A 23095-nucleotide genomic window follows, 5' to 3' on the forward strand; every position below is an offset into this window, starting at 1 on the left:
AATCACCAGGACGGGCAGCTCCCCGAACAATCCTCCTATCTCCCCCCTAAGGTGCCTCATCCCGCCACGAGGTCCTGCACCCAGGCGTAATCCGGTGCGGGTGGCAGGCCGGCGTCCCGGCCGGCCCGGACCGCGTCGGCCAGGTGCAGCGCCGCGCCCAGGGCGGCGCGGAACAGCAGCGAGCCGGTGCTGACCCGGGCCACCCCGAGCCGGCCCAGCGTGGCCAGATCCGGGCCGCCCGGCCGGTGCAGCACGTTGAGCGGCAGCCCCACCTCGGCCACCAGCAGCTCGACGGTGTCGTCCGGAGCGGCCGGGGCGAACAGCCCGTCCGCGCCCGCCGCCCGGTACGCCGCCGCCCGCTCCAGCGCCGCCGGCAGCGGGTCGGGCGCCCCCAGCCACCAGGCGTCGGTGCGCGCGTTGACGAAGAGGCCCGGCACCCCGGCGCGGATCGCCGCGATCTTGGCGGCCACCTCGTCCGCGGGCGCGAGGGTGCCGTCCGGCCGGCCGTCCTCCAGGTTCACACCCACCACGCCGAGCGCGGCCAGTTCGCCGACGTACCCGGCCACCCCCGCCGGGTCGGCGTCGAAGCCGTCCTCGATGTCCACGGTGAGCAGCACCGGCAGGTCCCGCAGGCGACGGGCCAGGTCGAGGGTCTCGTCGCGCGTCGCCCCCGTCCCGTCCGGCCGCCCGGCGGCCGCGGCCACCCCGAGGCTCGTGGTGCCCACGGCCGGATGGCCCCGGGCCGCGAGCGCCGCGGCGGAGGCGTGGTCCCAGGCGTTGGGCAGCAGCAGCGGCCGGCCGGACCGGTGCAGGGCACGGAAGGCGGCGGCGCGGTCGGTCATCGGAACATCACCTCGAGGCTGGTCGGAACACGCAGGGTGGGGTGTGGGTCGTAGCTCACGGGCTCGGCGCCGGGGGCGGCGGGCACCGTGGGGCGGCACCGGTCGCGCAGCACCTCGACCACCCCGGCGGCGAGGGCGAGGGCGTGCCGTTCGCCCGGGCAGCCCCGGGGACCGGCGCCGAAGGTCAACGCCCCGCCGGGCCGGCCGGGGCGGAACGCATCCGGGTCCGGATGGACGGCCGGGTCCCGGTTGGCCGCGTCGAAGCGGAGCAGCAGCACGCTCTCCGGGCCGATCTCCTGGCCGCCCAGGCGCCGCGCGCCGGTCGCGACCCGGCGGGTGGCGCGCACCGGCGGGTCCAGGCGCAGCACCTCGGCCAGCAGGTCGGCGGTGTCGAGAGTGGCCGGCGCGGCCAGCCCGTACCGGACGGCGTTGCCGATCAGCCCGGCCGTGGCATCGGCGGCCTGCACGAGCAGACCGATCCGGTTCGCGGCGGCCTCGGCCGGGGCCGGCGGCGACAGGGCGAGCAGCGCGGCCACCGCGCGGTCGGCGCGCGCCACGGCCGCCGGCTCGGCGCCCGGGTGGTAGGCCGCGGCCACCGCGGTCACCGCCGGCACGGCCGCCGCCGGGTCGGCCAGGCCGAGCCGCGCCGCCAGCACCTCCAGGGGTACGCGCCGCGCGAGCAGTGCCATCACGTCGACCCGCTGGTCGGAGCCGTGACCCGCTACGGCCGTCGGCAGGGTCACCGCGTCGAGCAGGGCGGCGGTGGATCGGGCGGTTGCCGCGCGCAGCTCGTCCGGGTCGAGGCCGGCCAACGCGGCGACCCCGATCGCCCGCCGGGCGGGGTGCCGGTCCGGCGGGCTGAACCGGCTCACGGCGCCGCGCAGCCAGGCCAGGGTGCCGTACGGTCCGCCGGGCGCGGTGGGCACCACGTACCCGGGGTCGGTCAGCACGGCGACCACGTCGGCGTGCCGGGTGATCAGCCAGCCGTCGTGGACGGGCAGCGGTGGCCCGCAGGCCGGCGTGTGCGGGGCGGGCGGGAGCGTCGGGCAGGTCATCGTCCGACCGTAGGGCCGGCTCGCTTCGGTCCCGACCGAACGATCGTGCCGCCGCCGGCTCGTCACGGCACGCATTTCCCACGGGACGCCGCCGCGCACCGCCGGCGGCTAGCCTGACGGCGTGCGTACGGTCGAACTGCTCTGCTCGCCGGAGCTGGAGGAGGCGGTACGGGCGGCCTGGGAACGGCTCGCCGCCGCCGGCCTGCCCAGCCTGGCCCGCCACCAGCACCCGACCAACCGGCCGCACCTGACCCTCGCCTCGGTCGACGAGTTTTCGCCCGGCGCCGAGCAGCGCCTCGCCGACCTCTGCGACGCGGCGCTGCCGCTGCCGGCCCGGCTGGACCGGGTGGCCGTCCTCGACGGCAGCGCGCCGCTGGTGTGGCTGGTTCGCCCCACGCCGCAGCTCGTCGCCCTGCACGGCGCGGTCTGGGACGTGCTCGCCGGGGCGCCCGGGCCGCAGCCGTGGCACCTGCCCGGGCGCTGGGTGCCGCACCTGAGCCTGGCGCTGCGGTTCCGCGACGCCGACCGCCGCCAGGCCCGGGCGCTCGCCGGGCCGGACCGGCCGGGCGGGGAGTTCGTGGCCGCGCGCAGCTACGACAGCGACACCCGGACGGTCTGCGACCTGACCCGGCCTGCCCGCGCCCCGGGGCGTGACCGGGGCTGCCCGTCATCGGACGATCCCGGCGGACCGGGGCCGCCCGTAGCCGGACGGCCCCGGTCGCCCGGTTCAGCGGTAGAACCGCAGGTAGTCGAACTCCGCGGTCACCGCCGGGGTGGCGCCGCCGTGCGCGACCAGACCGATCCGCGGCGTCGTGTCAGCCGGGAAGGTCCAGACCGCGCCCCACGTCCAGTGCGTGCCGTCGCGGCTGGAGGCGGCTCGGAACTCGTGCTCGCCGGTGGCCCGGTCGACGTGGTGCGCCAGCCGCAGCCAGGTCGTGGTGGCCGGGGTGCCGACGATGCTGCCGCCGTAAACGGGCCGGCCGGCGAAGGGCAGCTCGTAGCCGTACTCGACCTGGCGGGTGTTCCAGATGGCCACCTGGGCGAGCCGGGCGAACCGGTCGTCGTCCACGTAGGCCACGAGGCCCGCCTGCTGGTAGTTGCGGACGACGTCCTCGCCCAGGTCGAGGGTCACCTTCGTCTCCGCGACGTAGTCGCCCGCCGGCGCGTCGCGCAGCAGGACCCCGGCGGTGTTGCCGGTGCCCACCAGGTCGGTCGACTCGACCGGCCAGCGCAGCGCCCCGCCGGTCACCGTGGCGGCCGGGTTGGGCCGGATCCACTGCCAGGCCGGGTCGAGCCCGCCGGTGAACTCGTCGGAGTACCCGGCGAGCACCGGGCCGACGCGGGGCGGCGCGACGGTGTGCCGGACCGGGCGGTACAGCGCTGCCGCGCTGACGTTGTCGAACTCCGCCGGGCCGCCGTCGGCGCGCAGCGCGAGCGGACCGGCCGCGGGCCGGGTGAGCGTCAGCGCCACCACGGCGAGCTGGTCGCCGAGGCGGGCCGGGCTCAGCTCGGCGACGAGCCGGCGGTCACGGATCTCCACGGCCAGGTTGTGCCGGTCGGTGAGGTCGAGACCGGCGGGCAGCGGCACGCTCGCCGTCGCGCCGCCACTCTCCCGGGCGGTCAGCCGGCCGCCGCCGACCGTGACGTCCACCCGGCCGAGCCGCAGCCCGGCGGTGTCCGCGCCGGCCAACCGCAGGTCGGCTTCGGCCCGTACGTCGCCGCCGAGGCCGGCCCGGGCGGTCAGCGTGCCGGTGCCGGCCAGTACGCCGCCGGTGACCCGCCAGTGGCCCGTGCCGCCCCGCCAGCCGCCCAGGTCGGCGGTGTCGAAGCGGGCGTCGACCCGGCCGGTGGTGACCGGCGCGGGCCGGGCGTCTTCGGAGGGGCCGGCGCCGGCGTTGACGGTCGGCCAGCCGTCCACCCAGTCGAGGCGGTCCAGCAGCATGGGCCGCTCGTTGATCCCGAACGGCTCGTCCAGGTACGGGTCGGCCCGGTCGATCGCGTGGTAGGCGATCCAGTCCTGCCCGGAGAGGTCGGTGAGCACGGCGTTGTGCCCGGTGCCGATCCACCGGTTGCCGTTCTGGGTGAGCACCGGCGTGCCGCCGGCCCGGGACACGTCCAGCCGCTGGCCGTCCCGGTCCACGAACGGACCACGCGGGTCGCGCGCCCGGCCGACCTGCACCGAGTAACCGGTGGCCGGGCCGGCGCAGCAGTTCGCCGTGGAGGCGAACAGCCAGTACCAGCCGTCGTGGCGCAGCACGTAGCCGCCCTCGAACTTGTTGTCGATGGCGACCAGGCTCGGCGTGCCGACCGCGTGCAGCCCGTCGGGCGTGAGCTCGGTGACCGAGATGCCGCCGTAGTAGCTGCCGAAGTAGAGGTACGACCGGCCGTCGACGTCCGTGAACTGGCTCGGGTCGATGGTCCAGAGGTAGCCGCCGCCCCCGCCCGGCCGGGGTGCGACCACGGGCGAGTCGGCGAACGTCCACGGTCCGGCCGGGGTGGGCGCGGTGGCCGCCCCGATCGCGGTGTCGAAGGTGTCGCCGGAGACGGTGGTGTCGGTGACGGTCACGTACATCACCCAGCGGTCGCCGATCCGGCGCACGTCGGGCGCCCAGAACGCGGCCCCGGGTGCGGCGAAGGACGGTCGCTGGTCGGGCGCGAAGGCGTCGCCCACGTAGGTCCAGTCGACCAGGTCGGCCGAGCGGGCGATCGGCACCCGGTGCGCCTGGCGTTCGCCCTCGCGCAGCGGGTCGGAGGTGCCGAAGGCGTACCAGAGGCCGTCGTCGCCGCGGACGACGACGGGGTCGGCGAAGGTGTCGGCGAAGCCGGCCGAGACCGGGTTCCGGTAGCGGTCGGCTGCCGCGGCCGCCGGTGCGGCGGCCGCGGCCGTGGTCGTCGTCAGGAGCAGAGCGAGTGCGGCGGCGAGCACGCCGCCGCGGTGGAGGTGTCCCATCAGGCCTGCCTTGGAGGTAGACGGAGGTCACTGCGGTGCCCCCGTTTCTACAACGTTGGAGACAACGATGTAAAGCGCGACGCGCACGTGTCGGTGGGTGCCGAACGATTCACGTGCCAGCATTGCCGCATGACCACCCGCACCGACGGACACACCCTCGCCGGGCTCGCCGCGCTGCTCGCCGACCCGACCCGGGCCGGCTTCTGCCTCGCCCTGCTCGACGGGCGGGCGTGGACCGCGGGCGAGCTGGCCCGGTCGGCCGGGGTGGCGCCGTCCACCGCGAGCGACCACCTCACCCGCCTGGTCCGGGGTGGACTGCTGACCGAGGAGCGGCAGGGCCGGCACCGGTACATGCGCCTCGCCGACCCGTCGGTGGCCCAGCTCATCGAGGACCTGGCCGGCCGGGCGCCCGCCCCGGCGACCCCGCCCCGCACGTTGCGCGCCGCGTCCGCCCAGGCGTCCCTCGCGTACGCCCGGACCTGCTACGACCACCTGGCCGGCCGGCTGGGCGTACTGGTGCACGACGCCCTGCTGGCCCGGGGCGTGCTCGACCGCGCCGGCGGGCTGGCGGTGACCCCGGCCGGGATCACCTGGCTGACCGACCTCGGCGTGCCCGTCGAACCGCTGCGGGCCGCCCGGCGGCCCCTGGTCCGGGACTGCCTGGACTGGACCGAGCGCCGCCCCCACCTGGCCGGCGCGCTCGGCGCCGCGCTCTGCCGGCGCTTCCTCGACCTCGGCTGGACGGCACGCGGCACCGGCCGGGCGCTCCGTCTCACCCCGGCCGGCCGCCCCGCCCTGGCCGCGGCCCTGGCGCTCGACCCGGCCGCCCTCGCCCCACCCTCCCGGGACACCGGCCCCGCCCGCGCCTGAGCCGTCGCCAACCGCCCCCGCGGCCCCGCCCGCGCCTGAGCCGTCGCCGGCCGGGTCAGAGCCAACCGGCCTCGCGGGCCCGCCGGACCGCCTCGGCCCGGTCGGCGGCGCCGAGCTTCTGCACGCACGCGGCCAGGTGGTTGCGGACCGTCCCGGCCGCCAGGTGGGTCCGCCGGGCGATCACCGCGACCGGCGTGCCCAGCTCGGCCAGCCGCAGCGTCTCCAGCTCCCGCGGCGTGAGCGGGCACTCGGGCAGGGTCAGCGCCTCGGCGGCGAGGGCGGGATCGACGTACCGGGCGCCGGCGTGCACCCGGCGGATCACGTCGGCCAGCGCGCCACCGGGGGCGCCCTTGGCGAGGAACCCCCGCGCGCCCGCGGTCAGCGCCGGCCGGAGGTGGGCGGGCCGGCCGTGCCCCGTGAGGATCACCGTGGCGCAGCCGGGCAGGACGCGGGCCAGCTCGGCGGCGACCTGGACCCCGCCGGGCGCCGGCATCTCCAGGTCCAGCACGGCGACGTCGGGGCGGTGGGCCAGCGCCGCGTCGAGGGCGGAGCGGCCATCGGCGGCGTGCGCCACCACCTCGATGTCCGGCTCCAGGTCGAGCAGGGCCGCGAGGGCCAGGCGGATCAGCTCCTCGTCGTCGGCCAGCAGCACCCGGATCACGCGGTCACCGGCACGGTCGCCACGAGGTGGAACACCCCGTCCTCGGCGTACGCGCGAACGCTGCCGCCGGCCGGGGCGAGCCGGTCGGCCAGCCCGCGCAGGCCGCCGCTGAACCCGTCCGGGCCGGCGCCGCTCGCGCCGTCGTTGCGTACGGTCATGGTCACCAGGCCGTCCTCCCGGGAGAGCTCGATCCGGCACCAGCCGGCCCGGCTGTGCCGCAGCACGTTCGTCCCCGCCTCGCGCAGCACGGCGGCCAGGTCGGCGGCGACGGCAGCGGGCAGCTCGCCGGCGGGCGGCACCACGGTGCAGCGCACCCCGCTGGAGCGCAGCACCTCCCCCACCGCCGCCAGCTGCTCGGCCAGGTCGACGGCGCGGTAGCCGTGCACCGCCTCGCGTACCCGGGTCAGTGCGGACCCGGCGAGCCGGCGCACCTCGGCCGCCTCCCGGCCGGCCCGGGCGGCGTCCACCGGTGCGAGCCGCTCGGCCAGCTCCGCCTTGAGCGCGATCACGGTGAGGTCGTGGCCGAGCAGGTCGTGCACATCGCGGGCGAAGCGCAGCCGCTCCTCGGCGGCGGCGAGCCGGGCCCGGGCGGCCTGCCCCTGCCGGGCCTCGACGACCACGTCCCAGAACCAGACCTGGAGCCAGGTCACCCCGGCGATGCCGGCGCCCACGCCGCCAGTGACCAGCAGGGCGGTGGGCAGCGGACCGCCGGTCACCCGCGTCACGGCGGCCGAGGCGCCGAGCACCGCCAACGCCGCGAACAGGGCGGGCAGCGGCCGGAACAGCAGCGGCGACATGCCGACCAGCGACGCACCCAGCCACGCCCAGGTGGGCCAGGCGCCCGCGGCGACCGGGCCGACCAGCGGCAGGCTGAGCAGGGCGGCGACCGCCAGCGCGGCGTGCCGGCGGCGCCGGTCCCGCCCGGCGAGCCAGGGGGTGACCGCCGCGTGCAGCACCGCGGCCTGGGCGGCGGTGAAACCGGCGAGCCCGAGCACGCCGAGCGCCAGGCGCCGCGGGTCCGGCTCCCGCGCCAGCCCGACGCCGGGCAGCAGCAGGGTGGTCCAGACGTTCGTCGCCAGCGACAGCAGGGTGAGCTGCCGGGCCCGCCGCAGCCGTCGATCCGCCGCGTCGACCGTCATGTCCGCCGATCCTAGGGCCGCCGGCCGCCCGGTTCACCCCTGCGGAATGTCACGCCGTACCCGTGCGCGACGCACGGTTCTCCGGTGACGGACGCGCCTGGTTCCACGCTCGGGCCCCCGGCAGGCTCGGGACATGACCGAGACGACGGTAGGCGTACCCCTGCGGGCGGACGCACGACGGCTGGCCGGCCACCTGGCCGGGATGGTCGTGGCGATGGTGGTCGGCATGCTGCTGCTCGGCCCGCTGTGGCGGGCCGGCACGGCGCTGCTGGGCGGCGCGGACGTGCTGGCCCGGGCGGATGTCGGCGCGCTGGTGATGGCGACGGACATGGGGCTGGGCATGGCCGCGTGGATGTGGCACCGGGGCCACGGATGGGCCGCCACCGCCGAGATGGTGGCCGTCATGTACGTCCCGTTCCTGCTGCTGCTCCCGGCCTGGTGGGGCGGCCTCGTGGGGGACGACGCGCTGATGCTCGGCGGCCACCTGCTGATGCTGCCGGCGATGGCGCTCGTGGCGGTGCGGCACCGGCACGCGCATCCGGCGCCGGCCCGCCGCCACCCGGTCGCCGCCGCGGTGGCGCGCCGCTGGCCGACCGGGCTGGCCCTGCTCATGACCGTGGACCTCTGGGTCGCGCCGACCGTGTTCGCCCCGTGGACGCTGCTGGTGCTGCCGGCCGGCTACCTGCTTCTCGGCACCTGGCGGCGGCAGTGGGGCGACCGCCGGAACCTGGCGTGGCAGCTCGCCGGGCTGGCCGGTTGGGGCGGCCTGGCCGGGGGCGCGCTGCTCGCGCCGGACGGCCTGGCCGGCGTGCTGGTCGGCGCCGGCTGGCTGGGGCACGCCGCCTGGGACGTCGCGCACCACCGCACCGGCCGGGTCGTGCCCCGGGGGTACGCGGAGTGGTGCGCCGTGCTGGACGTGGCCGTGGGCACGACCACCCTGCTGGCCGTCCTGACCGGCTGAGGGACCCGGCCGGACTCACCCCGGCGTGGCGAGGGCGACGGTTTGCGACGGTCGGCGCGACGGCCCGGTGGCGGTGATGAAAGGCTTGTCCCATGAGTTCCGCACCAACCCCGACCGATCCCGCCCACTCCGCCGACGACGACGCCGCCGCCTTCGCGGACCTCGGACTGCGCACCGAGCTGCTGAAGGCGCTGTCCGTCCTCGGCTACGAGGAGCCGACCCCGATCCAGCGGGAGGCGATCCCACCGCTGCTCGCCGGCCAGGATCTGCTCGGGCAGGCGGCGACCGGCACCGGCAAGACCGCGGCGTTCGCGCTGCCGCTGCTCCAGCGGATGCCCGACGACCGCTCCGGCGGGGACCCCGTGTCGCTGGTGCTGGTGCCGACGCGGGAGCTGGCGGTGCAGGTCTCCGAGGCGTTCCACCGCTACGGCCGGGACCTGGGCGCCCGGGTGCTGCCGATCTACGGCGGCCAGCCGATCGGCCGGCAGCTGCGCGCCCTCGACGCCGGTGTCGACGTGGTCGTGGCGACGCCGGGCCGGGCCCTCGACCACATCGCCCGGGGGACCCTGCGGCTCGGCGCGCTCGCCACGGTGGTGCTGGACGAGGCGGACGAGATGCTCGACATGGGCTTCGCCGAGGACATCGAGGCGATCCTGGAGCACGCCCCGGCCGGGCGGCAGACCGTGCTCTTCTCGGCCACCATGCCGGCGCGGATCGACGGGCTGGCCCGCCAGCACCTCACCGATCCGGTCCGCATCCAGATCGAGCGCGAACGGCCGGTCGCGGGCGAGGCCCCGCGGGTGCGGCAGAGCGCGTACATCGTGGCGCGGGCGCACAAGCCGGCGGCCCTGGGCCGGGTGCTGGACGTGGAGTCGCCGACCGCGGCGATCGTGTTCTGCCGGAGCCGGGAGGAGGTGGACCGGCTCACCGAGACCATGAACGGCCGCGGCTACCGGGCCGAGGCGCTGCACGGCGGGATGAGCCAGGAGCAGCGCGACCGGGTGATGGGCCGGCTGCGTGCGGGCACCGCCGACCTGCTCGTGGCCACCGACGTGGCGGCCCGCGGGCTGGACGTGGAGCAGCTCACCCACGTGGTCAACTACGACGTACCGTCGGCCCCCGAGTCGTACGTGCACCGGATCGGCCGGGTGGGCCGGGCCGGGCGGGAGGGCGTGGCCATCACCCTGGCCGAGCCGCGTGAGCACCGGATGCTCAAGACCATCGAGCGGGTCACCGGCCAGCGGATCACGGTCGACAAGATCCCCACGGTGGCGGACCTGCGTACCCGGCGGCTGGAGCTGACCCAGGCGGCGCTGCGGGAGTCGCTGCTCGAGGACGACCTGGAGCCGTTCCGGGCGATCGTCGAGTCGCTGACCGACGAGTTCGACCTCGTGGAGGTCGCGCTGGCCGCGGTGCGACTGGCCCACGAGGCCACCCTGCCCGGCACGGCCGACGAGGACGAGGAGATCCCGCAGGTCGCGGTCCGCCCGACCCGGGAGCCCCGACCGGGGTACGACAGCCGGGACCGGCGCGGCGGCGCGCGTCCCCGCTCGGGCGGCACCACACAGGTGTTCATCGGCCTGGGCCGGCGCGCCGGGGTACGCCCGCAGGACCTGGTCGGGGCGATCACCGGCGAGACCGGGGTGAGCGGCCGGGACATCGGCTCGATCGAGATCGCCGACCGGTTCTCCCTGGTCGAGGTGCCGTACGGGGTCGCCGACGAGGTGATCCAGGGGCTGCGGGGCAGCACCATCAAGGGCCGCAAGGCCACGGTGCGCCGCGACCGGGACGGCGACGGCGGCGGCGAGCGCCGCTTCGACGGCGACCGCCGGGAGCGGCGCGGCCGCGATGGCGACGGCGGCGAGCGGCGGGAGCGCCGGGACCGCTGGTGAGCACGGCCGAGGCCCCCGGTCCGGGTGGACCGGGGGCCTCGGCGTGCCGGGTGGTCAGGCCGCGGCGAGCGGCTGTCCGCCCAGCGTCTCCGCGTCGACGTCGGCCGGGCGCAGCGCCAGGGCGAGCACGTCGGCGACGTCGGCGAGGGTGTGGACGGTCAGCGCCTCGCGGACCTCGGCGGGCAGGTCGTCCAGGTCCGGCTCGTTGCGCTTCGGGATGATGACCTCGGTCAGGCCGGCCCGGTGGGCGGCGAGCAGCTTCTGCTTGACCCCGCCGATGGGCAGCACCCGGCCGGAGAGGGTCACCTCGCCGGTCATCCCGAACTCCGGACGGACGGGCCGGCCGGTCACCAGCGACGCCAGGGCGGTGACCATGGTGATGCCGGCGCTCGGGCCGTCCTTGGGCACCGCGCCCGCCGGGAAGTGCACGTGGATCCGCCGCCCGGCGAGGGCGTTCGGGTCGATGCCGAGGCGCCGCCCGTTGGAGCGCAGGTAGGACAGGGCGATGTGCGCCGACTCCTTCATCACGTCGCCGAGCTGGCCGGTCAGGGTCAGCCCGGGCTCGCCCTCCATGCTGGTGGCCTCGATGAAGAGCACGTCCCCGCCGGCGCCGGTGACCGCCAGGCCGGTGGCCACACCGGGCACCGCCGTCCGCTCCGCCGACTCCGGCGTGAACTTGGGCCGGCCCAGGTAGCGGGCGAGGTTGTCGGTGTCGACGCGGACCGGCGCCGGGTCGGACGCCAGCGCCACGGTGACCTTGCGCAGGATCTTGGCCAGGGCCCGCTCCAGCTGCCGGACGCCGGCCTCGCGGGTGTACTCACCTGCGATCAGGGCCAGCGCCTCGTCGGCCACGGTGACCTCGTCGGCGGTCAGCCCGGCCCGCTCCCGCTGCCGGGGCAGCAGGTGGTCCCGGGCGATGGCCACCTTCTCGTCCTCGGTGTAGCCGTCCAGGGTGACCAGCTCCATCCGGTCCAGCAGCGGGCCGGGGATGCTCTCCACCACGTTGGCGGTGGCCAGGAACAGTACGTCGGACAGGTCGAGGTCGACCTCCAGGTAGTGGTCCCGGAAGGTGTGGTTCTGCGCCGGGTCGAGCACCTCCAGCAGGGCCGCGGCCGGGTCGCCGGAGTAGCCGACGGCCAGCTTGTCGACCTCGTCGAGGAGCACCACCGGGTTCATCGAGCCGGCCTCGCGCAGCGCGCGGACGATCCGGCCGGGCAGCGCGCCGACGTAGGTGCGGCGGTGACCGCGGATCTCGGCCTCGTCGCGGACGCCGCCGAGGGAGACCCGGACGAAGGTGCGGCCGAGGGCCCGCGCGACCGACTCGCCGAGGCTGGTCTTGCCGACGCCGGGCGGGCCGGCCAGGGCGAGCACCGCGCCGGAGCCGCGGCCGCCGACCACGCCGAGGTTGCGCTCGGCGCGCCGGTTGCGCACGGCCAGGTACTCCAGGATGCGGTCCTTCACGTCGGCCAGGCCGGCGTGGTCGGCGTCCAGCACCGCACGCGCCGCGGCCAGGTCGGTGTTGTCCTCGGTACGCGTGTTCCACGGCATCTCGAGGACGGTGTCGAGCCAGGTCCGGATCCAGCCCGCCTCGGGCGAGGCGTCACTGGCCCGCTCCAGCTTGCCGACCTCGCGTAGCGCCGCCTCGCGGACCTTCTCGGGCAGGTCGGCCGACTCCACCCGGGAGCGGTAGTCGGCGGAGCCGTCCGGCTCGTCCTCGCCGAGTTCCTTGCGGATCGCGGCGAGCTGCTGGCGGAGCAGGAACTCGCGCTGCGACTTCTCGAGCCCCTCGCGGACGTCGTTGTTGATCCGCTCGGTGACCTCCTGCTCGGCCAGGTGGTCCTTCACCCAGCCGACCAGCAGCTCCAGCCGGGCCGTGACGTCCGGGGCGGCGAGCAGCTCCGTCTTCTGCGCCAGGGTCAGCCAGGGCGCGTAGCCGGCCGCGTCGGCCAGCTCGGAGAGGTCGGTCATCCGCTCCATGGCGTCGATGACCTGCCACGCGCCGCGCTCCTGCAGGACCGAGGTCATCAGCGCGCGGTACTCACGGGCGAGTTCCCGGGCCCGGCCGGCCGGGGCGGGTTCGTCAAGGGTGGTCGCCTCGACCCAGAGGGCGGCGCCCGGTCCGGGCACGCCGGAGCCGATCCGGGCCCGGGCGAGGCCACGGACCACGGCGGCCGGCTCGCCGCTGGGCAGCCGTCCCACCTTCTCGATGGTGGCGATCACGCCCACCGAGCCGTACTCGCCGTCGAGGCGGGGCACGGCGAGCAGCGTCTTGTCGCCGGTGGCGCGGGCCGCGTCGACGGCGGCCTGGGTGGTCGGGTCGAGGGTCACCGGAATGACCATGCCCGGCAGCAGGACGGCGTCGGTCAAGGGAAGTACCGGAAGAGTTGCCATCGAACACCTGCTATCGCGTTGGGTTGAGCGTGTCTGACTCAAGTAACAAACCGTCTCCCTTGTTCCGGCTTGTGACCCACGCCACTCCTCCGCGCCGCCGAACTCGCCGCTCCGGGCCGGCACCCATTTGCCGCCCGGGGATAAGCCGACCCGCCGAATGGCGAAGGGGCGGGTATTGTTGCGAAATTGCCGCGAGATACGTCAAACTCATAGCCACACCCCGCCCGACACAGGGAGTAATGGCGATGGCAAGGAAAGTAATCACCGTTCTGACCGACGACCTCGACGGCGGAAAGGCCGATCGGACCGTCGAGTTCAGCCTGGACGGCGTGGCGTACACGATCGACGTCTCCGACGAGAACGCGGGCGTCCTGCGCAAGGCGCTGGACCCATACATCAGCGCTGGCCGGCGCATCGGGCGCGGCCCGGTCGAGGCCGGTCGCGCGCCGCGGGGCACCTCGCGCCCCGGCACCTCGGGAATGGATCGCGAGCAGAACCGCGCCATCCGGGAATGGGCCGTGAAGAACGGCTACGAGATTTCCGAGCGGGGCCGCATCCCCGTGTCGGTGGTCGAGGCCTACAAGAACCGCTGAGCCCTCCCGGATCACCGTCGGGCATCCCGGGGTCACGCTGAGAAATCGGTGTGGCCCCGATCGGCTTTTCCCGGCGTTAACAATTTTCAGCCGGGCGGGGAGTCCCGGCAGCCGACTTCAGCCCGCGCCGGCCGTCCCGGCGGCCGGCCGTCCCCGACCGGGAGGCCGAGGGTGCGCGTCAGCATGGCGACCAGCGCCGGCACGTCCGGCCGGCCGAACGAGGACTTCGCCGGCGCCGTCCCCGGCGCCGCGGTCCTGCTCGACGGCGCCGGCATCCCGGGCACGGAGGCGATCTGCGCCCATGGCGTCGCCTGGTACACGCACCGTCTCGGCGGCGCCCTGCTCGGCCGGCTGTCCCGCGACGACGGCCGGGACCTCGCGACGATCCTCGCCGCCGCGATCGGCGAACTCGCCGCCGAGCACCGCGGCACCTGCGACATCGCGGACCCCGGCAGCCCGCAGGCGACCGTGGCGATCGTCCGCGCCCGCCGGGGCCGCCTGGACCACCTCCTGCTCGCGGACTCCTTCCTGGTCCTCGACCAGGCCGGCGGCGGCCCGCGGGTCGTGACCGACGGGCGGGAGGCGGCCGCCCGGCGCGCCTGCTCCGCGCCCCTGGCCGGCCTGCCCGAGGGCACGCCCGAGTACGAGCGTGTCCGGGCCGCCTGTTCCCAGGCGCTGCGCGCCCGCCGGAACCGGCCGGGCGGGTACTGGATCGCCAAGGACGACCCGCACGCGGCGGAGGAGGCGGTGACCGGCAGCCGGCCCCTGCACGGCCTGGCCGGCGTCGCGCTGCTCAGCAACGGCGCGAGCCGCATCGTCAGCCCGTACGGCGTGACCGACTGGCCCGGCGTGCTGGCCCTGCTCGCCGCCGGTGGGCCGGAAGAGGTCGTCCGGCGCGTGCGGCACGCCGAGGCCGGCTCGGCCGCCCCGGTCCCGGACGACGCCACGGTCGTGCACTGCACCGACCTGGCCCGCGGAACACCCGGCGACGCGCCGGGGCCGGCATCCGCCCGCTGAGGCGGGCGACCCGGGAGGCGCGCACAACGGCCGGAGCCGCCCGGGCGTGCCCCCGGGCGGCTCCGGCCGTCGGTGCTCAGTTGACCCGGATCCGCACCGCGTCGAAGGCCGGGGTCTGGTTGGCCCGCTCCATCATGGGGATGCGGTGCGAGCCGTCACCGGCCCAGACCGCGCACTGCGCGAGGCCCGACTGGGGCAGACCGGGGATCTGGATGGTCACCTGGTCGGCCTGGTTGCCGCCGCCGCCGTCCTCCGTCGCCACGAAGAACGCCGGAACGTCCTGCGGATTCGACGGTGCCGCCTGGGTGGTCTGCAGCATCCGGCAGGCGGTGTGGAAGTGGCCCCGCACCAGGCCCTGGTCGTTGAGCAGCGAGCTCTCCAGGTAGTAGCCACCCTGGCCGGCGGCGAGGAAGCGGTCCCGCACCAGGTTCCGGGTGCTGACCCGGAGGGTGAACGGCTGGTTGCGCTGGACCCGGTTCGGGAACTGCGTGATCAGCAGCGAGGGATTGTTGGCGGCGGCGCCCACCTCACCGAACGCGGTGCTCACGCAGCGATTGCCGTTCTGGAAACCGTCGTGCGCCTGGAGCTGACTGTTCGAGCAGTCCTTCGCGAGCACCTCGAGGCCGTTGTTACCACCATTGTTGCCGCCGTTGTTCCCGCCGGTCTGGCCACCGTTGTTGCCACCGGTCTGGCCGCCGTTGTTGCCACCGGTCTGGCCGCCGTTGTTGTTCCCGCCGGTCTGACCCCCGTTCTGGCCGCCGGTGTTGCCGCCGTTCTGACCCCCGTTCTGGCCGCCGTTCTGGGCGTTGTCGGCGAGGGCGCACTGGGCCAGCTGGTCCAGGCCCTCGGGGCGGTCGGCGACGCGGTCGATGGCCGTCGCGATCCGGTTCAACGTGGCGGTCCGTTTGTCGGCGAGCGGCCGCAGGATCGCGTTGTTCACGAAGTCGCCGTTGCGGGCGCCGTCCGCCGCCAGCCGCCGGTTGGCCTCGGCGATCTGGCTGTCCAGCAGGGCGAGGTTGCGGTCGACCTCGGCGCGCGCCTGCTGGGGCACCTCCGGCAGCTTGCTCCGCACGTCCGGGCAGGCCACGGTCGGTTTCACGGCGCCCGCGCCGCCGCCCTTCGTCTGCTGGCACTCGGCGGACGACATCTGCCCGTCACCCCAGTGGTTGCGCACCCAGCGACCGTTCTGCCAGGTCCGGGTGGTGCTGCCGCGGCCGTCCGGCGCGGTCGCTCCCGGGCTCGCGGGCACACAGGACGCCGAGGCGGTGCGGACGGTGGTCCGCCGGTCCTGGGCGGACGAGATCTGGGTGACGGCGACGATTCCGCCGAAGACCGCGAGCGTGCCGACCACGGCCAGCAGACGCTTGCTCCGCGCGTTACCGGATGACCGGCGCGCCCGTGTGGACCTGCGCATCGAATTGCTCTCCTTCTCGATCCGGTAGTTGACTGGTGACCCCGGCGGACCGATGGATTTCGGGGTGAGGATCACTGCGACGTTCCGGTCGCACGTCGATGACCGACGATGCCCTTTCCGCACCGTCCCCGCGCCGTCCGGCGCGGCGGGGAAGATCTGCGTCCATTCCCGCTTAGGTACGGAGCGACAGCGGCGAAGGTTCAACCGCGATCGGGAGAATTCGTGGAGACGTCCGGAGCGGCCCGGTGGCGGCCGCGCGGCGCCGGGTCAGTCGGCGCAGAGGTGGTCGAAGGCGAAGCCGCCGTCGAACTCGTCGCGCCGCGCGGCCAGCCGGCGGATCTGCCCGCGTACCTCGTCGCGGTCCACGAGGGACGGCCCGGCGGCGTCCAGGTCGCGCAGCCGCTCCCCGATCGCCACGGCGGCCAGGTCCTCGGCGAGCCGGCCCGGGTCCACTCCGCAGGAGAAGCGCTGCGCGACCAGGTGCACCCGCTCGACCAGGCACCGGCCGGGCCGCACCTCGACCCAGCTCCAGCCCTCCGCCGGGCCGTCCGTCCACCGCACGTGCAGCCCGCGGACGATCGGGTCGGCGAGCCGGCGCTCCACGTACGCCTCGACGGCCGCGGCCCGGGTCAGCGCCCCGAGGTCGTTGACCGGCCCGCGCCGGCCGTCCGGGAGGCGGCCCACGATGTCCCGGAACCCGACGGCGTCGGCGCTGTCCGGGTCGGTGCCGGCGGTGTAGGCGCGCGCGTCGACGACGTACTCGACGAGGCGGCGGGCGTGCTCGGCGCCGCGCAACGTCGGCGACTCGACCCGCAGCAGCGGCAGCCCGACCGCGGCGCAGACGGCGCTGGTCATCCGTTCGGCGCGGCGGGCCGGCGACCCGGCCGGCGCGGGCGGGGCGAACTGCACGGCGAACAGCGGCAGGCCGGTGTCGGCGGCGCAGACCACCTGGTCGAGGCCCTCGCGGCCGGCGGTGCTCCACTGGTGCCCGGTGACACCCGGCGGCCGGCCCTGCACCAGCTCGCCGAGCCGCCGGGCCGGATATCCGACGTGACCGGCGCGGCTGAGCTGGGGCGCGATCCCGGGCGGGATCGGACGCAGCCAGGAGGTGGCCACGCTGCCGGTGCTCGTCATCTCGCCCGTTCCATCCGTCGGTCCGTCGACGCCCGAGTCTAGGCGTCGATCATGGCGGCCGCCTCGGCGGTGCGGCGGAATCCGGTTGCCCGGACCGGCCGGGCCGGGTGGAATCGGCCGGGTGGCGATCTTCCTGACCACCGGACGCCTGGTGCTGCGCGAGTTCACCCCGGAGGACGTCCCGCTCCTGGCCGAGCTGGACGGCGACCCGGCGGTGATGCGCTACCTCACCGGCGGCCGGCCCACCCCGGCCGACGAGGTCCGCGACCGGGTGCTGCCCACCATGCTGGCCGCGTACCGCCGGCCGCCCGGGCTGGGGTGGTGGGCCGCGGAGCGGCGGGCCGACGGCGCCTTCCTCGGCTGGTTCGAGTTCCGGCCGCTGCGCGACGGCGACCCGCGCGAGGTGGAGCTGGGCTACCGGCTGCGCCGGGACGCCTGGGGCGCCGGGTACGCCACCGAGGGCGCGCGGGCGCTGGTCGACCACGGCTTCACGGCGCTGGGCGTGGAGCGGGTCGTGGCGACCACCATGGCGGTCAACGCCGGGTCCCGGCGGGTCATGGCGAAGGCCGGTCTGGCGTACCGGCGGACGTTCCATCAGGACTGGCCGGAGGCGATCCCCGGCTCGGAACACGGCGAGGTGGAGTACGCGCTGACCCGCGCGGAGTGGGCGGCGCGCCGCCCGGACACCGATCCCGACCCGTCGTCCGGTGCGCACCGGGGTCCGGGCCTCTAGGCTCGGCCGGTGCACAGCGGACGGAGCCCGGAGCGGCTGACCAAACGCAGTCTCGTCGCCGTCTCCCACGCCATCGAACGGGCCGCGCTGGCCGAGGCCGAGGACGGACCGCTGGTCGTGTTCGCCCTCTTCCAGCGGCTGCCATACTTCGCCCGGGAACGCGCGGTCTACCGGCGGATCGCCGCCCGGGCCGCGGTCACCGTGGTCGGGATGGTCGGCGGGCCGCCGCCGGACCTGCCCGCCGGGGCGTACCCCGTGGTGCTGGAGGAGACCGAGGACCTGGCCCGGGAGTGGAGCGTGGTGGCGCTGACGCCGCGCTTCGGGGCCGGCCTCGTGGCGTACGACCGGGAAGAGGTGGCGCCGGCGGAGACCCTGGAGGCCGGCCGCCTCTTCGACGGGCGCTGGAGTTTCCGCCGCGACGAGGCGCTGCACGACGTGCTCCGGCTGTACGGGCGGCTCGCCGAGCGGCTGCCCGGTCCGGCGCGGGCCGGGCTGGAGCAGGCGGTGGCCCGGGTCCGGGACATCCCGGCCGCACCGGGCGAGCCCCGTGCCGAGGCGGCGCTGCGCCTGCTGGCCCGGCGGGGCGAGCGGGCGCACCCGGCCGAGCCGGCGGACGCCCTGCTCGACGAGCCGGGGCTGCGCCGGTGGACCGGCGTGGACGGCGTGACCGCCACGGGCACCCTGCCGGTGGCGCTGGTGGGCCTGCGGGTGGACGAGCCGGCCGGCACGCCGGAACGCTTCGGCCGGCGCGGCGCGGCCCGGGAGGGCCAGGCCGTCCTCGCCGCCGTCACCAGCGTGCTGACCCCGGTCGACCGGGCGGTCCGCCTCGCCGACAACGAGTTCCAGCTGATCCTGCCCGGGCGGGACGAGGCGGCGGCGCTCGCCGTGGCGGGCCGGCTGCGGGAGGCGGTGGGCGGGTTGGCCCACTCGTACCCGTTCGTCGCGTACGCGGTGCACGCGGCGGTCACGGTGACGGCCCGGCGCCCGCTACCGGTCGCCGAGCTGCGGCACGCGGTGGAGTGGGCGGTGCGGGAGGGCGTACCTGTCGCGTCCCTGCCCTCGGAGCGTCCGGCCGTCCCCGCCGGGGCGGGCTGACCGCCGCGGCCGGAGGACTGCGCGGCCCGGAAACGGGTACGCCCCGCCGGTCCGGTCGGTCGCGACGGAGCGGGGGTGGGGCATGACGCGCGGGCAGTTCGGCTTCCTGGCCGGCTTCCTGGTGGTCGCGGTCTGGGCGCTGGGCGGCGCCGGGGCGGCCGCCGCCGCCACCCTGGCCGGCCTGGTCGGTTGGCTGCTGGTCCGGGTACACGACGGGGACGTCAGCGTGCCGGGGCTCGCCGACCGGGCCACCGCGGACCGGCGACGCTGAGGCGGACCCGCGATGACCGGCACCCTGCCCCGGCGCGCCACCGCCCCGGCCACCCGGTCGGAGGAGCGGATCGCCGGGCTCGCCGAGGAGGCGGCGCGGCGTGATCCGGCCGTCAGCGACCCGGTGGCCACGGTCCGCGTCGACGGCGTGGCCGTACGGGTCGACCTCGATCTGGTGGTCGCGCACGGCGCGCCGCTGGCGGCGGTGGCCGAGGCGGTCCGCCGCCGGGTCGCCGCCCGGGTCGGGGCGCACACCGGGCTGACCGTGGAGGCGGTGACCGTCACGGTGGTCGGCCTGCGCCTGCCCGGCGAACCGGCGGGCCTGAGGGCCGGGCGGGGCGGCCCGGCGCGGGAGACGACGTGAGAGCCGGCCCGGGTGAGCGGAGCGCGTCGTGCGCACGGTGAACCGCGTCGCCACCCTGCTGCTCGCCGTGGCCCTGCTGGCGGGCGGGGTGCTGGTGGCCGTCGCGGGACTGCTCGCCGCGCTGGACCGCCCCGGTCCCCTGCCGGCCGCCTGGTCGGCCACGCTGACCACGGTCCGCTGGCGGGACGCCCCGGTACGCGGAATCGCCGCCGCCGTGACCCTGCTCGGCCTGCTGGTGCTCGGCGCCGAACTGCGCCGCTGGCGGCCGGCCCGGCTGCGGCTCGCCGACGACGACGGCTGGCACCTGCACCGCCGCTCGGTGGAGCGGCGGCTGGCCCGGGCGGTCCGGTCGGTGCCGAGTGTGCGCCGGGCCCGGGTCCGCGTCCGCCGGCGCGGCGACGCCTGGCGCCCCCGGGTGACCGCCACCGGCGACCCGTCGGCCCGGGCCGACGTCGAGTTCGCGCTGCGCCGGGAGCTGGACCGGTTGACCGCGCCCCGCCGCGGCCCCATCGAGGTACGGCTCGTCCCCGCACGGCGGACGCCGTGAGCAACGCCGCCCACCGGCTGCTGTGGACGGTGCTCGCCCTGGTGCTCGTGGGGGCCGGCGGCACGGCCTCGGCGGTCGGGGCGGGCCGGCTGCCCGGCGGCGGCGTGCCGCTGCTCGGAGCCGGGCCGCTGAGCTGGTGGCGGGCCGGCGCGCCGTGGAGCGCTCTCGCGGTGGCGGTCGGCGGGCTGCTGCTCGCCCTGCTCGGGCAGCGGCTGCTCGCCGCCGGGCTGCGGGTGCCGCACCGGCTCGGCGGCACGCTCGCGCGGCGCGCCGACGGCGCCGGGCGGACCCGGGTGGCGAGTGGGGTGCTGACCGGCGCGCTGGAGCGCGACCTGCTGCGGGCGCCCGGGGTCCACCGGGCCCGGGTGGTCCTGACCGGCCCGGTCACCGGGCCGGACGTGTGGGTGGAGGTGTGCCTGGCCCCGACCGCCGGGGTCGGCGCGGCCCGGGCGCACGTCGACGCGGCGGTACGCCGGTTCGCCGCCACGGTCGGCTGCCGCCCCGCCCACCTCGACGTGACGGCGCTGGTGGACGAGCCGGCCGTCCCTGACCCCGGCATCGACGACCCTCGATGGGCGACGATGGGCCGGGACGAGGGAGGGAGCCGCCGTGCGCGTGGTGTCGTTGGTGCCGTCGTTGACGGAGGCGGTCGCGCTGACCCGCCCCGAGGTGCTGGTGGGCGCCACGGACTGGTGCAACCACCCGGCGGGACTGGACGTCGCCCGGGTGGGCGGAAGCAAGTACCCCGACCTGGACCGGGTGCGCGCGCTGCGGCCCGACCTCGTGCTGCTCAACGAGGAGGAGAACCGCCTCGCCGACGCGGACGCCCTGCGGGCGGCCGGCGTGCCGGTGCGGGTGACCTTTCCCCGTACCGTGCCGGAGGCGCTGACCCAGCTCGGCGAGCTGGTCGCCGCGCTGGGCGTGGCCGGCGAGCCGGACTGGCTGCGGGCCGCCCGCCGGGCCTGGGCCGCGCCGCCCGCACCGGCGACGCCGCGCGCGGCCGTGGTGCCGGTCTGGCGGCGCCCCTGGGTGGTGCTGGGCCGGGACACCTTCGCCGGTGACGTGCTGCGCCGGCTCGGCGTCACCAACCGGTACGCCGACCACCCCGAGCGCTACCCCCGGCCCGCCCTCGACGAGCTGCGCGCCCGGGCCCCGGAGCTGGTGGTGCTGCCGGACGAGCCCTACCGGTTCACCGCCGACGACGGGCCGGAGGCCTTCCCCGGCGTGCCGGCCGCGCTGGTCTCCGGCCGGCACCTCACCTGGTACGGACCCTCCCTCGCCGAGGCTCCCGGCCTGCTCACCGCCCAGCTCGCCACGGCCGGCTGAGCCCCGCCGGGCCGACCGGACCGGGTGGAGAGGGGACCAAGGTCCCGGTCCGGAGGGCACCGGTCGGCCCTGACCCGCGCCGCCGGACGGAGGTGGAATGAAGATGCCACCGGGAAGCGCGGTGCGAGGCACAGAAGGGACGTGGAGACCATGACCGCGACGATCGAGCGGATCACCGCCGACACCATCGCTCCGGCGGCCGAGACCACCCGGGACGCCGGAACCACCCGGCAGAAGGCCACCCGGTACGTCTTCGCCGGACTGCGGGTCGCCCTGGGCTGGACGTTCCTCTGGGCCTTCCTCGACAAGATGTTCGGCCTCGGCCACGAGACCGCGGCGAAGGCCGCCTGGATCAACGGCGGCAGCCCGACCAAGGGGTTCCTGACCTTCGGCGCGGCCGGCCCGTTCAAGGGGTTCTACAACGAGATCGCCGGCGCGGCCTGGGCGGACTGGCTGTTCATGCTCGGCCTGCTCGGCATCGGCGTGGCCCTGATCCTCGGCATCGGCACCCGGGTCGCCGCGGTCGCCGGCGGGCTCCTGCTGGTGATGATGTGGACGGCCGCGCTGCCCCCCGAGAACAACCCGTTCATGGACGACCACCTCATCTACGCGGGTCTGCTGGCCGGCCTGGCCCTCGTCGACGCCGGTGACACCCTCGGCCTCGGCCGGGCCTGGGCGAGGCTCCCCCTCGTGCAGCGGCTGCCCTGGCTCAAGTGAGGTCACCGCGGGCGGTACCCACCGGGCGGGCGTCACCGAGAGGCGGCGCCCGCCACTTCCATGCCCGCCACCGGTCCCCGCCGCCACGCCGCGGTGGGGACCGACGCGTATCGGCCGGCCGCGATCCGGCAGGATCGACGGGGACCGCAGTTGTCAGCACCGAGGAGACCCGCTCATGGAGAAGCCCGAGGTTGGCCCGATCGAGGGCGCGCCGCCCGCCGATCTCGTCATCGAGGACATCACGGTCGGCGACGGCCCGGAGGCCCGCCCCGGCCAGCTGGCCAGCGTGCACTACGTGGGCGTGGCCCACTCGACCGGCCGCGAGTTCGACGCGTCGTACAACCGGGGTGACACGTTCGAGTTCCCGCTCGGCGGCGGCCAGGTCATCGCCGGCTGGGACCAGGGCGTGGTCGGCATGAAGGTCGGCGGCCGGCGCCGGCTGACCATCCCGCCGCACCTGGGCTACGGCGCCCGGGGCGCCGGCGGTGTGATCAAGCCGAACGAGACCCTGGTCTTCGTGGTGGACCTGGTCGGCGTGCGCTGACCCGTAGGCAGTCCGTGCGCAGGGCCGTCGGCGGCACGCCGGCGGCCCTGCGGCGTCCGGCCGGTCAGGCCGCCGCGCAGAGCTCCCGTGCCGGCTCCCGTGCCGGCTCGAGGGCCGGCTCGCGGGCCGTCTCGTGCACCGGCAGCACCCGGTGCAGGCCGGTGGCGCGCAGCACCCGGCCGACCACCGGGTCGGGGTCGAGCAGCACCAGCTCGCCGCCGCGGGCGCGGACCCGCAGGTGCGCGGCGACCAGCGCGCGCACCCCGGCGGCGGAGAGCAGCCGCACGCCGGACAGGTCGAGACGCAGCACCGGCCGGGCCGGCGCGGCCCAGAGTGCGGCCCGCAAGGCCCCCACGGTGGCGATGTCGATCTCGCCGACCGCCCGCACGTCGACCACGTGGTCGCTGACGCTCGTCGCCACGTGGAACCGGTCCCCGCCCTCTCGCATGCACCGAACCTATCCCCCACCACCGACAGTTCCGGCCGTCCACGATGGGGTTCCGGGTAGGTCCCGGGTGGGACCCTGAGCGGTCTCCGGGTCATCCCGCAGACGGCGGGCCGCGGCGGGACACGCCGCCGG

General features: G+C 76.6%; 22 protein-coding genes and 1 pseudogene. 14 read left to right on the forward strand and 9 right to left on the reverse strand.

What is annotated here, in order from left to right:
- Positions 1-56: 56 nt before the first annotated feature.
- Positions 57-842, reverse strand: coding sequence for an isocitrate lyase/PEP mutase family protein (locus GCE86_RS13090; RefSeq protein ID WP_154227216.1), 786 nt, complete (start codon positions 840-842; stop codon positions 57-59).
- Positions 839-1897, reverse strand: a complete 1059-nt coding sequence (locus GCE86_RS13095; RefSeq protein WP_239542435.1) for a cytochrome P450 — start codon at positions 1895-1897, stop codon at positions 839-841. Before GCE86_RS13095 ends, GCE86_RS13090 begins: the two co-directional genes overlap by 4 nt.
- 121 nt (positions 1898-2018) lie before the next feature.
- On the opposite strand from GCE86_RS13095, the pseudogene GCE86_RS13100 reads away from it, so the two are divergent.
- Positions 2019-2387: pseudogene (locus GCE86_RS13100) on the forward strand (2'-5' RNA ligase family protein); the annotation flags it as partial.
- A gap of 237 nt (positions 2388-2624) precedes the next feature.
- Here the strand turns inward: GCE86_RS13100 and GCE86_RS13105 are convergent.
- Positions 2625-4847, reverse strand: coding sequence for a glycoside hydrolase family 43 protein (locus GCE86_RS13105; protein ID WP_154227217.1), 2223 nt, complete (start codon positions 4845-4847; stop codon positions 2625-2627).
- Between the two features lie 129 nt (positions 4848-4976).
- Here GCE86_RS13105 and GCE86_RS13110 point away from each other — a divergent pair, with 129 nt between their 5' ends.
- Positions 4977-5717 (forward strand): ArsR/SmtB family transcription factor, encoded by a 741-nt coding sequence (locus tag GCE86_RS13110; RefSeq protein ID WP_154227218.1) that lies wholly within the window; start codon positions 4977-4979, stop codon positions 5715-5717.
- A gap of 55 nt (positions 5718-5772) precedes the next feature.
- Here the strand turns inward: GCE86_RS13110 and GCE86_RS13115 are convergent, their stop codons facing one another.
- Together GCE86_RS13115 and GCE86_RS32355 are read right to left on the reverse strand one after the other, a co-directional pair.
- Positions 5773-6378 (reverse strand): response regulator transcription factor, encoded by a 606-nt coding sequence (locus GCE86_RS13115; RefSeq protein WP_154227219.1) that lies wholly within the window; start codon positions 6376-6378, stop codon positions 5773-5775.
- Positions 6375-7517, reverse strand: coding sequence for a sensor histidine kinase (locus GCE86_RS32355; RefSeq protein ID WP_154227220.1), 1143 nt, complete (start codon positions 7515-7517; stop codon positions 6375-6377). The genes GCE86_RS13115 and GCE86_RS32355 overlap by 4 nt, the downstream gene beginning before the upstream one ends.
- 133 nt (positions 7518-7650) lie before the next feature.
- Between GCE86_RS32355 and GCE86_RS13125 the strand changes: the two genes are divergently transcribed.
- Together GCE86_RS13125 and GCE86_RS13130 are read left to right on the forward strand one after the other, a co-directional pair.
- Positions 7651-8478, forward strand: a complete 828-nt coding sequence (locus tag GCE86_RS13125; RefSeq protein WP_154227221.1) for a hypothetical protein — start codon at positions 7651-7653, stop codon at positions 8476-8478.
- Between the two features lie 92 nt (positions 8479-8570).
- Entirely contained in the window at positions 8571-10370 is a 1800-nt protein-coding gene (locus GCE86_RS13130; protein ID WP_154227222.1) for a DEAD/DEAH box helicase, read from the forward strand.
- A gap of 54 nt (positions 10371-10424) precedes the next feature.
- Here the strand turns inward: GCE86_RS13130 and lon are convergent, their stop codons facing one another.
- Complete coding sequence (gene lon / locus GCE86_RS13135) at positions 10425-12761, reverse strand: endopeptidase La (RefSeq protein WP_154227223.1); 2337 nt, start codon at positions 12759-12761, stop codon at positions 10425-10427.
- 245 nt (positions 12762-13006) lie between these two features.
- Between lon and GCE86_RS13140 the strand changes: the two genes are divergently transcribed.
- Complete coding sequence (locus tag GCE86_RS13140; RefSeq protein WP_154230481.1) at positions 13007-13354, forward strand: histone-like nucleoid-structuring protein Lsr2; 348 nt, start codon at positions 13007-13009, stop codon at positions 13352-13354.
- 183 nt (positions 13355-13537) lie between these two features.
- Positions 13538-14371, forward strand: coding sequence for a hypothetical protein (locus GCE86_RS13145; RefSeq protein WP_154227224.1), 834 nt, complete (start codon positions 13538-13540; stop codon positions 14369-14371).
- 76 nt (positions 14372-14447) lie between these two features.
- Here the strand turns inward: GCE86_RS13145 and GCE86_RS13150 are convergent, their stop codons facing one another.
- Positions 14448-15785 carry a hypothetical protein gene (locus tag GCE86_RS13150; RefSeq protein ID WP_167537044.1) on the reverse strand — a complete coding sequence of 446 codons (1338 nt, stop codon included), beginning with the start codon at positions 15783-15785 and terminating at the stop codon, positions 14448-14450.
- Between the two features lie 267 nt (positions 15786-16052).
- Positions 16053-16919: a hypothetical protein gene (locus tag GCE86_RS13155; protein WP_154227225.1), complete on the reverse strand. Its 867-nt coding sequence runs from the start codon at positions 16917-16919 to the stop codon at positions 16053-16055.
- 121 nt (positions 16920-17040) lie between these two features.
- Between GCE86_RS13155 and GCE86_RS13160 the strand changes: the two genes are divergently transcribed.
- From GCE86_RS13160 to GCE86_RS13195, 8 genes are all read left to right on the forward strand, one after another.
- Positions 17041-17652: a GNAT family N-acetyltransferase gene (locus tag GCE86_RS13160; protein ID WP_154227226.1), complete on the forward strand. Its 612-nt coding sequence runs from the start codon at positions 17041-17043 to the stop codon at positions 17650-17652.
- 9 nt (positions 17653-17661) lie between these two features.
- Positions 17662-18747, forward strand: coding sequence for a DICT sensory domain-containing protein (locus GCE86_RS13165; protein ID WP_154227227.1), 1086 nt, complete (start codon positions 17662-17664; stop codon positions 18745-18747).
- Positions 18748-18829: 82 nt separating this feature from the next.
- Positions 18830-19018, forward strand: a complete 189-nt coding sequence (locus GCE86_RS13170) for a hypothetical protein (RefSeq protein ID WP_154227228.1) — start codon at positions 18830-18832, stop codon at positions 19016-19018.
- Positions 19019-19030: 12 nt separating this feature from the next.
- Complete coding sequence (locus tag GCE86_RS13175; RefSeq protein WP_154227229.1) at positions 19031-19381, forward strand: Asp23/Gls24 family envelope stress response protein; 351 nt, start codon at positions 19031-19033, stop codon at positions 19379-19381.
- A gap of 28 nt (positions 19382-19409) precedes the next feature.
- A complete protein-coding gene (locus GCE86_RS13180; RefSeq protein WP_154227230.1) occupies positions 19410-19928 on the forward strand; it encodes a hypothetical protein in 519 nt (172 codons plus the stop codon).
- A gap of 609 nt (positions 19929-20537) precedes the next feature.
- The gene (locus GCE86_RS13185; RefSeq protein WP_154227231.1) at positions 20538-21254 is read left to right on the forward strand and encodes a helical backbone metal receptor; all 717 of its coding nucleotides are present in this window, start codon (positions 20538-20540) and stop codon (positions 21252-21254) included.
- A gap of 141 nt (positions 21255-21395) precedes the next feature.
- On the forward strand, positions 21396-21971 hold the full coding sequence (locus tag GCE86_RS13190) for a DoxX family membrane protein (protein ID WP_208818095.1): 576 nt from the start codon (positions 21396-21398) through the stop codon (positions 21969-21971).
- A gap of 175 nt (positions 21972-22146) precedes the next feature.
- A complete protein-coding gene (locus tag GCE86_RS13195; RefSeq protein WP_091258728.1) occupies positions 22147-22515 on the forward strand; it encodes an FKBP-type peptidyl-prolyl cis-trans isomerase in 369 nt (122 codons plus the stop codon).
- A 64-nt stretch (positions 22516-22579) separates the two neighbouring features.
- Here GCE86_RS13195 and GCE86_RS13200 read toward each other — a convergent pair whose 3' ends face one another.
- Positions 22580-22963 (reverse strand): STAS domain-containing protein, encoded by a 384-nt coding sequence (locus GCE86_RS13200; protein ID WP_154227233.1) that lies wholly within the window; start codon positions 22961-22963, stop codon positions 22580-22582.
- Between the last annotated feature and the right edge of the window lie 132 nt (positions 22964-23095).

It is taken from the genome of Micromonospora terminaliae (genome assembly GCF_009671205.1).
GTDB lineage: Bacteria > Actinomycetota > Actinomycetes > Mycobacteriales > Micromonosporaceae > Micromonospora > Micromonospora terminaliae.

Bases quoted from the DNA above. Each gene is read 5' to 3' on its own strand.
- GCE86_RS13110 (WP_154227218.1), top strand. From the start codon at position 4,977: ATGACCACCCGCACCGACGGACACACCCTCGCCGGGCTCGCCGCGCTG.
- GCE86_RS13140 (WP_154230481.1), top strand. From the start codon at position 13,007: ATGGCAAGGAAAGTAATCACCGTTCTGACCGACGACCTCGACGGCGGA.
- GCE86_RS13150 (WP_167537044.1), bottom strand. From the start codon at position 15,785: ATGCGCAGGTCCACACGGGCGCGCCGGTCATCCGGTAACGCGCGGAGC.
- GCE86_RS13175 (WP_154227229.1), top strand. From the start codon at position 19,031: ATGACCGGCACCCTGCCCCGGCGCGCCACCGCCCCGGCCACCCGGTCG.
- GCE86_RS13090 (WP_154227216.1), bottom strand. From the start codon at position 842: ATGACCGACCGCGCCGCCGCCTTCCGTGCCCTGCACCGGTCCGGCCGG.
- GCE86_RS13145 (WP_154227224.1), top strand. From the start codon at position 13,538: ATGGCGACCAGCGCCGGCACGTCCGGCCGGCCGAACGAGGACTTCGCC.
- GCE86_RS13200 (WP_154227233.1), bottom strand. From the start codon at position 22,963: ATGCGAGAGGGCGGGGACCGGTTCCACGTGGCGACGAGCGTCAGCGAC.
- GCE86_RS32355 (WP_154227220.1), bottom strand. From the start codon at position 7,517: ATGACGGTCGACGCGGCGGATCGACGGCTGCGGCGGGCCCGGCAGCTC.
- GCE86_RS13155 (WP_154227225.1), bottom strand. From the start codon at position 16,919: ATGACGAGCACCGGCAGCGTGGCCACCTCCTGGCTGCGTCCGATCCCG.
- GCE86_RS13105 (WP_154227217.1), bottom strand. From the start codon at position 4,847: ATGGGACACCTCCACCGCGGCGGCGTGCTCGCCGCCGCACTCGCTCTG.
- GCE86_RS13195 (WP_091258728.1), top strand. From the start codon at position 22,147: ATGGAGAAGCCCGAGGTTGGCCCGATCGAGGGCGCGCCGCCCGCCGAT.
- GCE86_RS13130 (WP_154227222.1), top strand. From the start codon at position 8,571: ATGAGTTCCGCACCAACCCCGACCGATCCCGCCCACTCCGCCGACGAC.
- GCE86_RS13170 (WP_154227228.1), top strand. From the start codon at position 18,830: ATGACGCGCGGGCAGTTCGGCTTCCTGGCCGGCTTCCTGGTGGTCGCG.
- GCE86_RS13095 (WP_239542435.1), bottom strand. From the start codon at position 1,897: ATGACCTGCCCGACGCTCCCGCCCGCCCCGCACACGCCGGCCTGCGGG.
- lon (WP_154227223.1), bottom strand. From the start codon at position 12,761: ATGGCAACTCTTCCGGTACTTCCCTTGACCGACGCCGTCCTGCTGCCG.
- GCE86_RS13125 (WP_154227221.1), top strand. From the start codon at position 7,651: ATGACCGAGACGACGGTAGGCGTACCCCTGCGGGCGGACGCACGACGG.